Below are 13,154 nucleotides of genomic sequence, written 5' to 3'. Positions count from 1 at the left end.
TGCACAGATATGTGACCAGTTGCTGGAGAGGTTACCTGAACTGTTAGGTAGTCATACGAGTTAATACGGTTGCGAATTTTCTAGGGATCAAGCTATGATATCAAGTATTACGGTTCGGAGGAGTGTTGGGTCATGACTGAACAAGGGGAAATGCGGGTTGTTTTGATTCAAGGGGATATTAAACTGGGAGATCCGGAAGCTAACCATCAACATATGCAGAGGTTGCTTGAACACGCATTGGAGCAATATCCGGATGCAAAGCTGGCCGTGCTTCCCGAAATGTGGAACACCGGATATGCTTTGCCGCAAATTCATGAACTTGCTGACCCGGATGGGCAAACGTCAAGGGAATGGCTGTCTGCTTTTGCGAAAAAACATCAAATCTCCATCGTGGGCGGTTCGATTGCGGAGAAGCGTGACGGACAGATCTACAATACGATGTATGCTTATAATGAGGAAGGAACAGAAGTATCACGTTATGATAAACTTCATTTGTTTCGTCTGATGGATGAGGAAAAATACTTGGAGCCGGGTGCGCAGCCTGAAATGTTCGAACTCGGCAACGGTCTGACGGCCGGGGCATCGATCTGTTATGATATTCGGTTTCCGGAATTAGCTCGAACCCTCGCTCTGAATGGCGCACGTGCATTAATTGTGCCTGCCGAATGGCCTAATCCGCGTCTGCATCACTGGCGTACATTATTGACTGCTCGGGCTATCGAGAACCAGATGTATGTTATTGCATGTAACCGCGTGGGCAAAGGGGGAGATACTGAATTTTTTGGGCACTCCATGATCGTCGACCCGTGGGGAGAGATCGTAGCTGAAGGCGGTGAAGGCGAAGAAATTGTATCGGGAGTCATCCGTCCTGGTTTGGTTGACGAAGTTCGCGGACGCATCCCGGTGTTTGAGGATCGCAGACCAAGCATTTATTTTAGCGGGAAGTAATTTAGAAACTCAAACGTTACTCTGTCAGCCGCATTTTGATCTGAAAACTTTGAATATGCTGTTTATCGCTCCAGCAGGCGGGTAATAATAACTATCCCGTCACCAAGGAGGATGATCAATCAATGGACAACCATGTGAAAGATACGCTCAGGAGACTGGAACAAGGCAACAGAAGGGTAGATCACTTAAGGGCATTCTTAGAGAATGAGACAGGAGGCTTGTCACCCCCTGAGAATTCGCAGGAAGAAGGCCGTGCCATGGATCAACAGAACAGGCTGACAAGTGATCGTAATCTGCGAAGGTAAAGGGTAGAATTATGCTTGCGCAGAATAACTGAAGGTTACGAATTAAGATGATGTGAGATATGCTATATAAGCTATGATATATGCAATTATTTGACACAAGATAAAGTTAAGCGGTATGACAGTGACAGTGAAATGAAGGTTGATGCGTGAATAGCGAGTGCTTACTTGTCATGATTTTATGTATTAACAAGCAACATTGTACTGTAACAAAAGATGCTACATTGTTTGTGGATCAGTTGTTTAGCTGGTCTGTAAACGAAAAAAAGCTGTCCCGTAGTCATTAGACTATGTGGACGGCTTTTTTGGTAAGAGCTTATAAGTGTTCTCGTCATCTTGTGATTGCACAATGCAAATCATAAATGCACGAGCTTGTTGCAGCATCGGTTTAATCTGTCTTGGAAAGCTCCGCAACGGTTTGTTGGAAAGTTTGTATAAAAGCTTCGGCTGCCTTGGATAGAACTCGCCCTTGACGATAGGCGACGACAAGCGTACGACTTGGCGTTGGGTCGGCAAGCGGGACATATACAGGCACGAACTCGCTGCGGGGTGCACGGGCGATAAAACGGGGTACCAGAGTGATGCCCATGCCTGTTGCCACCAGCGATTGCAATGTTTCAATGTTGGTGCTCTCAAATACCACCTGTGGGTCAAAACCGGCCTGTTCGCAGAGATCAAACGTCAGCTTGCGGAAGCCCTGTCCTTTTTTTAGTACAACAAAGGGTTCATCCCGAAGCTCATCAATCCGCACAGGCTGCAGATTGCCCGGGGTTCCCCGATGTGCCAAAGGGTGGTTCGGCGGTACTGCCAGATCTATACGTTCCTCGCCAATCGTGACATAAGACAAGCTGGACTCCTGCAAGGGTAGAGAGAGCAGGCTGAGGTCAGCTTTGCCACTGGCTGTTAATTTTTCGAGTGTAACCCCGGAATCTTCTAGTAAAGTAACTTCGATGTCGGGGTAAGCTTGTTGAAAGGCTGGGAGCACATGAGGAAGCAGATGAGAGCCGGTAATCGGCATACTGCCTACAACAACCTTTCCTTTGCGAAGCTGCGAGATATCCGACATTTCCTGACGCAACAGCTCCATGGCATCAACAATCTTTTGGGCCTGCTCAACAAAAGTAACTCCCGCGTGTGTCAGCTCAACAGTGCTTGTATTCCGTTGAAAAAGCAATACGCCAAGTTCCTTCTCAAGTTTGGACAGTTGCTGACTGAGTGAAGGCTGGGCAATATGTAATTTTTCTGCGGCTCTTGAGAAGTTCCGTTCAGCAGCAATCTGCAGTGTATATTGAAGTTGTCTGAATTCCATAATGATCCGTCATTCCTTTCATCGATGTCGTTATTATACCATTAAAGCGCAAGGGTTCGTTATTCTTATCAGGGAAGCATGGCCCTGACAGAATTCAAAAAGAGAAATTAAAGCATTGACAGGGCCAAGACATGCACGTAGTATAAGTCATATATGATAATGATAATTGTTATCAATTGAAGCCTCTGTACCCTGCAGTGGTTTATTGCTGTTTGTCTTATTATAGGTTAAACCTATTACATCTATAGATATTATATCTTGGAACAATGAAGGACGGGGTGATATATTTATGTCATTCAAGAGCTTCACTTTTACACGAACATGCAAGAAGCTCTTCCAAGGACCGAACTTATGATGAGGTGAAAATGATGAGTAAAAAAACGATGTTTGAAAAAATTTGGGAAAACCACGTAATTCATCAGGAAGAAGGAAAACCAAGCATTCTGTATATTGACCTGCATCTTGTACACGAAGTAACATCCCCGCAAGCATTTGAAGGACTTCGCCTGAGCGGTCGTAAAGTTCGCCGTCCAGAGCTGACATTTGCAACGATGGATCATAACGTGCCAACGAAGGATCGTTTTAACATTACAGATCCGATCTCCAAACAGCAAATTGATACTTTGTCTCAGAACTGCCGTGATTTCGGCGTGAAGTTGTACGATCTGGACACGATCGATCAAGGCGTTGTACACGTTATGGGACCTGAACTGGGACTGACTCATCCGGGTAAAACGATTGTATGCGGCGACAGCCATACATCTACTCACGGGGCATTTGGTGCACTTGCATTTGGTATCGGAACAAGTGAAGTGGAACATGTTATGGCAACACAATGTTTGCAACAAGCAAAAGCAAAAACGATGGAAGTTCGTTTTGTCGGCAAACGTAACCCGGGTGTTACGGCTAAAGACATGATCCTCGCGGTCATTGCCAAATATGGTACGGACTTCGCTACAGGTTATGTTATCGAGTATACAGGCGAATCCATCCGTGAACTGAGCATGGAAGAGCGAATGACTGTATGTAACATGTCTATCGAAGGTGGAGCAAGAGCAGGACTGATCGCTCCGGATGAAACAACGTTTGAATATCTGCGTGGACGCGAGTATGTTCCTACAGGTGCAAAGTTTGATGAAGCTGTTGCGGCGTGGAAAGAGCTTGTGACGGATGAAGGTGCGGAGTTTGACCATGTCGTTGAAATCGATGTGGAAACGCTGATCCCACAAGTAACCTGGGGTACTAGCCCAGGCATGGGTACAGACATTTCTTCGAAAGTTCCTGTACCTGCAGAATTGCCTACTGAAAATGAACGTAAAGCGGCTGAAAAAGCACTTGAATATATGGGTCTTACACCTGGAACGCCAATTTCCGAAATCCCGGTTGATTATGTATTTATCGGTTCTTGCACCAACGGGCGGATTGAGGATTTGCGCGCAGCGGCGAAAGTTGCCAAAGGACATAGCGTTTCCAGCAATGTAACTGCCATCGTAGTGCCAGGTTCTGGTCGCGTTAAAATCCAGGCTGAAAAAGAAGGATTGGACAAAATTTTCACAGAAGCCGGTTTCGAATGGCGTGATGCAGGGTGCAGTATGTGCCTTGCGATGAATCCGGACGTACTGCAACCAGGACAACGTTGCGCATCGACTTCCAACCGTAACTTTGAAGGACGTCAAGGTCGCGGAGGACGTACGCATCTGGTTTCACCAGCAATGGCAGCAGCCGCAGCGGTGAAAGGTCATTTTGTAGACGTACGTGACTGGAATTTCAAAACAGAAGCAGCGATCTAAGCGATAATCGCCAGAAGGGAGAACGGAACATATGGAAGCATTTCAAACACTGCAAGGCATCGTGGCACCGGTAGACCGGGTCAATGTAGATACAGACGCAATTATCCCGAAACAATTTTTGAAGCGGATTGAACGCACCGGATTTGGACAGTTTTTGTTCTATGAATGGCGTTTTGATGAAGAGGGAAACAACAATCCTTCCTTCGAAATGAACAAACCGCGTTATGAAGGAGCATCAATTCTGATTTCTCGTGCTAACTTTGGTTGCGGCTCTTCTCGTGAGCATGCACCATGGGCCATTATGGACTATGGATTCCGTTGTGTCATCGCACCGTCATTTGCGGATATCTTCTATAACAACTGTTTCAAAAACGGGATTTTGCCGATTAAACTGTCTGAAGAGCAGGTAGAAGACTTGTTCCAGCGTACTGCAAACCATGAAAATTATGAGATGAATGTGAATCTGGAAAACAAAACGATTACAGATGCACACGGATTGCACATCGATTTTGATCTGGATGAACACCGTCGTCAGTTCCTGTTGCAAGGACTGGATGACATCGGTCTGACACTTCAACATGATGATGCGATTACTGCTTATGAAGAGCGTCATGCGGCCAAACTTTTTGGCTAAATAGAGTGATTAAACACCAAGCCTCCATCTGGACAAGGAATGTTCACGTTCCTTTGTTTGAGAAGGGGGCTTCTTTGATTTGTGTTATTTTCCGACTAAATATGACAACGTTGTAACCGGATCGCTAGACAATATCTGATAGACTGGATAGTAGATTATGGAAGGGTACATAGCGTAATACAGGTAGTGAATCAGGCCTCAAATCTACATAACTTAACAAGAATGGTGGATGACGAATGAAGAAATGGTCGGCAGCAGTCATTTTTTTTCTGTTCCTTTGTCTTTTCCCAGTGATGGCTCATGCAGACCGTGTGCCTTCGATCGTGCTTGATGGGGTCACCATTGACCAGAAAGTAGGAGCACCCGCAGAGAATATTGGGAAAACGGTCATGGTTCCGATTCGGATTGTATCCGAAAACCTGGGTTATGACGTGAAATGGGAACAGGCAACGCAAACGGTGCACGTTCAGCGAGGCAATAGCTCCATCGAGATGACGGCTGGCAAAGATGCAGCTACGATTAACGGAAATGTCGTCAATCTGGATGCACCTCCCTTGATTAAACAGGGTACGACACTAGTACCTTTGCGTTTTGTAGGTGAGGGCATGGGACTACAGGTAGGATGGGACAATGGTACTAAAACGGTTAGCCTGTTTAGTATTCCACCTGTAGTAGATACGGAGCCTGACAGTGATCCGGTGGTGACTCCTGTCCCGGTTGGTCTGACGGAACTGCAAAGCATAAGTTACAGCGGAGACCGTTTAATCGTTGCGACAAATGGCAACATCAGCCCTAAAGTGTCCAGTATTAGCGGGCCTGAGCGAATTATTGTAGATCTGCCGAATACAACCTTTTCACAGACATTTGTACAGGGACAGGCTTCGAATCCGGACGGAAGTGGGCAAATCGATGTTATGGACTCATCTCTTGTCTCTAAAGTCCGATTTTCCATGTTCAGCCAGTCGCCATCGACGGTGCGAGTGGTTTTGGATCTAAATCAAAGTACAACAGCAAACTGGTCACTTGGAGAGAATAACGTGTTGCTCGTTGACCTATCAGCTACGAATGGAACATCGGGTAGTCAGCCAGCCTTACCGGAGAATAACGGTAAAACAGTGATTGTTATTGACCCTGGACATGGTGGACGTCAGTCTGGCGCAGTCAGTGTATCAGGTGCTTACGAAAAAGATTTTAATCTAGCTGTAGGACTTAAAGTGAAGGCGCTTTTGGAACAGCATGCCAACATTCAAACCGTGATTACACGTCAGGATGATACGGAGCTTTCCTTGCAACAACGTGTGGATATAGCGAAGCTGAACCAGGCGAATCTGTTTGTGTCTATCCATGGAAACAAATTCACAACTCCGGTTCCAAACGGAATAGAAACATTGTACACACGAAAAGAAAGCAAAAGTTTAGCGGAGACCCTTCACAAACATGTATTGCCTGTTACAGGACTTAAAGATCGCGGCGTAAAAGTGGCGAGTCTTCACGTGACTCGGGAAACATCAATGCCGGCTGTACTCCTTGAATTGGGTTTTTTGAGCAATCCAAATGATGAAGCTCTGATGCTTACAGAGTCATATCAGGATGACTGTGCTCAGGCGATTGTCGACGGAATTTTAGATTATTTGAGTTTGTAGAATGGTGTTTTTCGTAAATATGCAGATTAGGGAAGTCCGTTGTTTTAAGATGCATATTTGATAAATCAGGAAAAAACAAGACATTAAAATGTAAAAAAAGCTTGATCTGACAACGTTTTTTTTCTGTTATGTTGGAATATATTCGCAACTTTTGAGATTGGGAGACGTCTAATAGGTGTCTGGTAATGCCCAAGTGCGCAGTGAAAGTTGCAAGCCTACAACATGCGGTAAAAAAATATGAGATTGGTAGGGGTGAAGGATGAAGAAGTTCGGTTTTTTGGTACTGTTATTTGTCTTTGGGCTCGTTTTCCCGGGCTATAGTCATGCAGCAGCAGACACGAAAATTATCCTAGACGGGAATGAGATCGTACAGCCTTCGGATGCGAAAGCGGATAACATCAATGGTAAGGTGATGGTCCCGATTCGTACGGTTTCCGAAAGTTTGGGATACGCTGTCGATTGGAAACAACAGTCGCAAACGGTGACGATTAGCAAAGACAACACTGCCATGCAGATGATTGTTGGACAGAAGACGGCAACAGTGAACGGCAGTAACGTAGACTTGGATGCCCCGCCCCTCGTAAAAAATGGTACGACTTTAGTACCACTCCGTTTCATCGGAGAGCAAATGGGTCTTAAGGTGGGTTGGAACAACACCACGAAGACGGTAACATTAGTTACCCAGAATGCAGGTTCCGGAAACGGGACAACCACTCCCCCGAACTCTGGTAACGATGGCGGAGGATCGAGTCAGGAAGGTCTTGTACAAGTGAACGGCATTAGCTTTAGCGACAACCGTTTCATGATTGCTACAAGTGGAAGCACAAAGCCGAACGTATTCACGATGAACGGCCCGGATCGAATTGTAATTGATCTGCCAAATACGGCTTTTGCGGATTCGTTTAGTCAAGGTCAGGCGCTGGATAGCAATCAAAATGGTCAACTCGTTGTTAACGGTTATCCAGATGTGTCTCAAATTCGTTATTCCTTATATAGCAACAGTCCTTCTACCATTCGATTTGTTATTGATCTGACAGGTGCCAAAGGGTACAGTGTGCAGAACGATTCAGGATTGCTCATCATTGATCTAAACCATCAAGGTAGCACACCTGCTCCGCCCGTTGGCGGGAATGGCAAGAAAGTTGTAGTTATCGATGCGGGGCACGGAGATCAAGACCCTGGAGCGATTGGTGTTACAGGCAAAAGAGAAAAAGATTTCAATCTTGCCATGGCATTGAAAGTGGAGGCACTTCTGAAAAAAGAGCCTCAGATCGATGTCGTATTAACACGTAGTGATGATACATTTCTCGCACTGAAAGAACGTGTGAAGGTTGCACAGAACATAAATGCAGATATCTTCATCTCCATTCATGCGAATAGCGGCCCTGTCGCGGCAACGGGGGTAGAAACTTTTTATTCCCGCTCGGTTAGTAAGGAACTGGCTAATATTATGCACAAGTATCTCGTGAAGTCTTCCGGTTTAAAAGACCGGGGAGTAAAAATGGCCAGTCTCCACGTAACTCGTGAAACAACGATGCCTGCAGTGCTGTTAGAGGGAGGATTCCTTAGCAACAAGAGTGATGAAGCTGTATTGTTCACGGAAAATTTCCAAAACAATGTAGCCAAAGGTATTGTTGCTGGGATCAAGGAGTATTTGGGAATTTAATAAGGGACAACCCTTATGCTGAGGAGGATGAGTTAGAATGAACAAAAAAATATGGATCGCAGCTTTGCTGGTAACGGTTATGGCCGTAGCTGCTGGATGTGGTAGTAAACCGACAGCTGCTCCAACCCAGACGCAAGGTGCGGGATCAGAGACACAAACAGGGAACGGCGCTACAGAGGTGGAGGGTCAGGTGATTACCGACCCTACGACGGCTGGTTCCGAGGATAACAACACAACACCATCTAACTCAGCGAACGGAAGCTCGGAGGGAACAACATCTTCTGGTGAGACATCCACGGATAAACCTTCAACATCCGACAGCAAGGAGAAGAAGTCTATCGAAGTGTTTTATACCGATCCGGAGGAGCTGGAACTTCACAAAGCGTCAGCCGAAATTACGTTTGCATCGGAAGATGACAAATATAAAGAGGCTTTTGCTTCTTTGCAGCAAAGCAAAGATGAGAAGCTCGTTCCGCTATGGTCCAAGGATATTGAGCTGAAGTCAGTTCAATTCAAGGATGGAGCACTGACACTGGATATTCATATGCCGGATACGGCACGTCTTGGTGCTGGTGGTGAATCGTTTGCCATCGATGCGTTGAAACAAACGTTCTTCCAGTTCGATGAGGTAAAATCACTTGATCTGCTGGTAGATGGTAAATCAACTGAAAGTTTGATGGGACATGTGGATCTTGAACATCCAATGACAAGATCCAATTAAGTTTTGCTTCAAGTGCGTTACCGTAGACTCACGGATTGAGGTCGTTTTTATATGAGAGAGGGGAATCATAGGTGACTTTTAAATATAACCATCCATCACACTCTAAAAAAGTAGTATCAGCCGTGCTTGCAGGCATGATGGCCCTTAGCGCGGGTGGAGCTGCTATGGCAGCAGACACAACAGAAACGGGACAGGGCCAAAATGCGGCAGTACAAAGTACGGCTGTACCAACAGGTTTGTTTAGTGATATCAAGGCTGGATACTGGGCTGAGAAACATGTATACAAGCTGGCGTATCAAGGTATTCTTCTCGGCAATAACGGCCTGTTTCGTCCAGGGGACGCGGTAACGCAACAAGAAGCGATAACGATGGCCATCCGTTTTATGAATATGGAATCGCAGTTGAACACGAGCACGGCTGCGGCATTACCGACAAATATGCAAGTAGGAAACTACTTTAAGCCATATGTTGCGCTTGCACTTCAATTGGGACTCGTGGATAAAACGGAAGAAGCATCATCTGATGTCTCCAAAACAACATGGGGACAAAAGCCGGCAACTCGTGAATGGATTACTAAACTATTAATCCGCTCGTTGAACAAAGATGCTGAAGCGAAAGCACAGAATAATCAGTCCACTGGATTTGCTGACAACGCAAATATTTCAGACAGTGCGAAAGGGTATGTAAATCTGGCTGTTAGTTTGGATCTGGCCAAAGGTTTGGAAAACAACAAGTTCAATCCGACAGGCTCTGTAACTCGTGCTCAGCTTGCGACATTTTTTAGTCGTGGTGAATCGTTGACGGATACGAAGTATCCGAATACTTCTACGGGTTATGTTACCGGATTGAAAGACGGGCAGATCACGCTACTAGTTGACGGCAAAACGGTTAACTATGCAGTGAACAGCAATACCCCGTACTTTACCAAAGATAGTGAAACACGCGCATCTGCATCGGATGTGAAACTATATACGAAAGTTCTTATTGTTGGTTCGGCAGGTGCAGCTTCCTATGTGGAGGTTGTTGATGCCAAGCAACAAATGGAGAGCGTAGAAGGTACGTTTGCGCGTGCATTGTCCGGGAACAAAATCGGTCTCTTTGTAGGCGAAAACTATGAAACATATACTTATGATGAGAATACTGCATTCATGGATCAGAACGGAAAAGCAATTAAATTGTCTGATATTACAGTGGACAGCATCATTGAAGTACAGCGCGAGACGTTCTCTGCTGACAAAAAAACAGTGGTCATCCGGGTTAAATCCGGTATCGTTAACAAGAGTGACAGCGGTGTAGTTGCGGAAGTGGTTACTTCCGGAAAAACGATCAAACTCGTGAATGCTGCGGGTGCAACAGAGCAGTATACGTATCCAGATAATCTGATCATTCTTTATCAAAACCGCATTTTGTCCTTGGCTGATTTGAAGGCAGGCACCGCTGTGAAATATACTGTCAAAGACAGTGTTCTGCAGACCATTGAGCTCGCTCAGGGTGTAGAACAATCCGTTCGTGGAACATTAGTTGAGATCGGTGGCAACCAGTCCACATTGACGTATAAACGTGATGGAGGTTCTCTTGAAGCGAAGTTGCTGAGCGAGAAGCCGGAAGTGATTATCAATGGTATTCAAGATGCAACGCTGAATGATCTGATTACCGATGCGAAAAGTGGTGACAAGGTTGAACTGACTTTAAACAGTGATGATCAGGTGACTCGTATTCAAGTGATTGGACGGCAAATGGAGCCTCTGAATGGGGCTACAGTAGTATCTTATAACAGTAAAACTAAAGTGCTCACTGTGCGGGATGCCAATAAACAGTTTTATGTATTCACACTGGATGAAAAAACAAAAATGGACTATAACACAGTCAAACCGACACTGGCAGGTCTGGAGTCCTTACTCAATGACGGACGCAAACTGGATCTGACTTATGTGGGAACTCGTGCATTGTCTGTGAAGGTAATTTACAAATACGAAGGCACAATTAGTAATATGGATACAACAAACCGAAAAATCAGCTTGTTATCTGGCAACCAGACGATTACAGTTCCTTATACGACAGCACCAGCGGTTGAAATGTATAACAAATCAACGGCTAGTCTGTCTGATTTGAAGGTAGGGGATAATGTTGCGGTTACCCTTGGAACAAATCAGGATGTAGCGCAGAAGATTGCATTGAAAACAGTTGCTCAATTCGAAGTGGTCTCCATGGAATCCAACGGTCGTGTTCGGGTAAAATCAGATCTGCTTACAAGTCAGTTCTATGTAGATCAAGCGGTATTGACCGGCGAAAGTGGTCAATCCATTACACCTTCCCAGTTGACTGCGGGCAATTTGATTAACGTAACGTTTGAAGGAGCTACACCGAAGGCTGTTCAAGTGGTTAAACGTACGCTGGCCGAAGTTACTGCAGTGGACGCAACCTCGGTTACACTGAAACAGTTTAATGGTACGACAGATAAAGTATCTGTGAGTGGACCTGTTAAAGTTGTAAAATCCGGTTCGACATTAACATCTTTGACTAACCTCACGGTTGGCGACCGTGTGGAAATGACTAAAGATACAGATAATTCCACGCGATTCAGAGTGCTTACTGTCATGAGTAAACAGTTCTGGTCTTATGATGGGGTAGGTAACCAAATTTTGGTTAAACGCGAGACGACATCAGACTTGAACTACCGTTTTGCACTTGGCTCTAATGTATTTGTTCACCAGGGTGACAACACTTTAAGCGTGCAATCTCTCAGAGATAATGATAATATTGTATTGTATCTCCTGAACAACGTCGTGATGGAGATTCAAAAACAGTAATCGTTTCTTTTTCGAGGATCAAAAGAATGACCGTCTTGATACGGGATCTTTCCCGCATCAAGACGTTTTTTTTGCAAGCTTTTTGGATCCCCGCCAAGCTACTTGGCTGAAGCTTGAAGTAAGGCTCTACAGTGTGGAGCAGACTTGTGGGAGGTACCCCTTCATGAATGCAGCGACGGTAAGACATATACTCGAAACCATGGAAGCCATGTTTCCTGATGCACATTGCGAATTAAATCACAGCAATGCATTTGAACTAACGGTAGCGGTCCTATTATCTGCACAGTGCACAGACGAAACGGTGAACAAGGTCACTGCAGATTTGTTTCAAAAGTACAAAAGCCCGGCCGATTATCTGATGGTTCCTCTTGAAGAGCTGGAGCAGGATATTCGCCGAATTGGATTGTACCGAAACAAGGCCAAGCATATCCAGAACATGTGCCGAATTTTAATAGAGCAGTATGGCGGCGATGTACCGCAGGAACATGATCAGCTTGTCACCCTGCCAGGTGTCGGACGTAAAACCGCGAATGTTGTCGTTTCAAATGCGTTCGGAGTACCCGCGATCGCTGTAGATACTCATGTTGAACGTGTGTCGAAGAGACTGGGGCTCGCGGGTTGGGATGACTCCGTACTTGAAGTCGAGAAGAAACTGATGAAGCGCGTACCTCGGGATGAGTGGACTATAACTCATCACCGGTTTATATTTTTTGGACGCTACCATTGCAAGGCTCAAACTCCCCAATGCCATATCTGTCCGTTACTGGACATATGCAGGGAAGGGAAAAAACGTATGAAAACGTCCCAGATCAGGAAAGATAAGGAACGTGTCACCACCCGAAAACGAAAATTAAATTCATAAGCAGAAAAGGATGAATAACGATGAAATGCATTTCCGTGTACACTGACAATTTTGAAGCCTTCTCCGATATTTTTGAACAAATCGTAGAACAGGAAATGGCGGAGAATGAAGAAAAAGAAGTTGAAGGCATCACAGTGAGTCACTCTGGTGACGTGCCTGAGCATTATCTGGAGCGTATGTCTACAAAGCCTGAGGTTGTGGTAATGAGAGACAAAGGCCGTGGCATTACCATTTTGCAACATGGTCAAGTGTTTGAAATCCTGTTGCCTACAATGGAAAACGCAGTATCTTAAGTTTTCGTTAACCTATGATCAGGAACCTGGTTGCACTGACATTGCCGAGAGGCGATCGGTAGTGAAAGCTGTCAGGCATGTCATGCAACCAGTTACTTGATGATAAACGTCCCTGATTAGTGGGCGAGTTAAAAGCGTGACCTGAATAAAACCGACATGTCGGTTTTATTTTTTTA

11 protein-coding genes are annotated in these 13,154 nt (G+C 45.3%); 10 read left to right on the top strand and 1 reads right to left on the bottom strand.

Annotated features, from left to right (window positions below; translation table 11 throughout):
* The first annotated feature begins 132 nt into the window (after window positions 1-132).
* Both Q9R46_RS12615 and Q9R46_RS12610 read left to right on the top strand, forming a co-directional pair.
* The gene (locus Q9R46_RS12615) at window positions 133-948 is read left to right on the top strand and encodes a carbon-nitrogen family hydrolase (RefSeq protein WP_145413210.1); all 816 of its coding nucleotides are present in this window, start codon (window positions 133-135) and stop codon (window positions 946-948) included.
* 122 nt (window positions 949-1,070) lie between these two features.
* Window positions 1,071-1,253 (top strand): hypothetical protein, encoded by a 183-nt coding sequence (locus Q9R46_RS12610; RefSeq protein ID WP_311280292.1) that lies wholly within the window; start codon window positions 1,071-1,073, stop codon window positions 1,251-1,253.
* A 385-nt stretch (window positions 1,254-1,638) separates the two neighbouring features.
* Here the strand turns inward: Q9R46_RS12610 and Q9R46_RS12605 are convergent, their stop codons facing one another.
* Window positions 1,639-2,559 carry a LysR family transcriptional regulator gene (locus tag Q9R46_RS12605; RefSeq protein WP_145331692.1) on the bottom strand — a complete coding sequence of 307 codons (921 nt, stop codon included), beginning with the start codon at window positions 2,557-2,559 and terminating at the stop codon, window positions 1,639-1,641.
* Between the two features lie 368 nt (window positions 2,560-2,927).
* Here Q9R46_RS12605 and leuC point away from each other — a divergent pair, with 368 nt between their 5' ends.
* The 8 genes from leuC to Q9R46_RS12565 all read left to right on the top strand — a co-directional run bounded on the left by leuC (window position 2,928) and on the right by Q9R46_RS12565 (window position 12,978).
* Entirely contained in the window at window positions 2,928-4,349 is a 1,422-nt protein-coding gene (leuC, locus tag Q9R46_RS12600) for a 3-isopropylmalate dehydratase large subunit (protein ID WP_145331691.1), read from the top strand.
* A 31-nt stretch (window positions 4,350-4,380) separates the two neighbouring features.
* Window positions 4,381-4,983 carry a 3-isopropylmalate dehydratase small subunit gene (gene leuD / locus Q9R46_RS12595; protein ID WP_311280291.1) on the top strand — a complete coding sequence of 201 codons (603 nt, stop codon included), beginning with the start codon at window positions 4,381-4,383 and terminating at the stop codon, window positions 4,981-4,983.
* 236 nt (window positions 4,984-5,219) lie between these two features.
* Window positions 5,220-6,626, top strand: coding sequence for an N-acetylmuramoyl-L-alanine amidase family protein (locus tag Q9R46_RS12590; RefSeq protein ID WP_311280290.1), 1,407 nt, complete (start codon window positions 5,220-5,222; stop codon window positions 6,624-6,626).
* Window positions 6,627-6,885: 259 nt separating this feature from the next.
* Complete coding sequence (locus Q9R46_RS12585) at window positions 6,886-8,292, top strand: N-acetylmuramoyl-L-alanine amidase family protein (RefSeq protein WP_311280289.1); 1,407 nt, start codon at window positions 6,886-6,888, stop codon at window positions 8,290-8,292.
* Between the two features lie 37 nt (window positions 8,293-8,329).
* A complete protein-coding gene (locus tag Q9R46_RS12580; RefSeq protein WP_311280288.1) occupies window positions 8,330-9,013 on the top strand; it encodes a GerMN domain-containing protein in 684 nt (227 codons plus the stop codon).
* Window positions 9,014-9,084: 71 nt separating this feature from the next.
* Entirely contained in the window at window positions 9,085-11,823 is a 2,739-nt protein-coding gene (locus Q9R46_RS12575; RefSeq protein WP_311280287.1) for an S-layer homology domain-containing protein, read from the top strand.
* Between the two features lie 163 nt (window positions 11,824-11,986).
* Window positions 11,987-12,685, top strand: a complete 699-nt coding sequence (nth, locus tag Q9R46_RS12570; RefSeq protein WP_090917090.1) for an endonuclease III — start codon at window positions 11,987-11,989, stop codon at window positions 12,683-12,685.
* A 20-nt stretch (window positions 12,686-12,705) separates the two neighbouring features.
* On the top strand, window positions 12,706-12,978 hold the full coding sequence (locus Q9R46_RS12565) for an NAD/NADP transhydrogenase alpha subunit (protein WP_090917088.1): 273 nt from the start codon (window positions 12,706-12,708) through the stop codon (window positions 12,976-12,978).
* The last annotated feature ends 176 nt before the right edge of the window (window positions 12,979-13,154 follow it).

Origin of the sequence: Paenibacillus sp. RRE4 (assembly GCF_031844205.1) — a bacterium.
GTDB classification, from domain to species: Bacteria; Bacillota; Bacilli; order Paenibacillales; family Paenibacillaceae; genus Paenibacillus; species Paenibacillus xylanexedens_B.
This window is presented reverse-complemented; position numbering and strand designations above follow the sequence as displayed.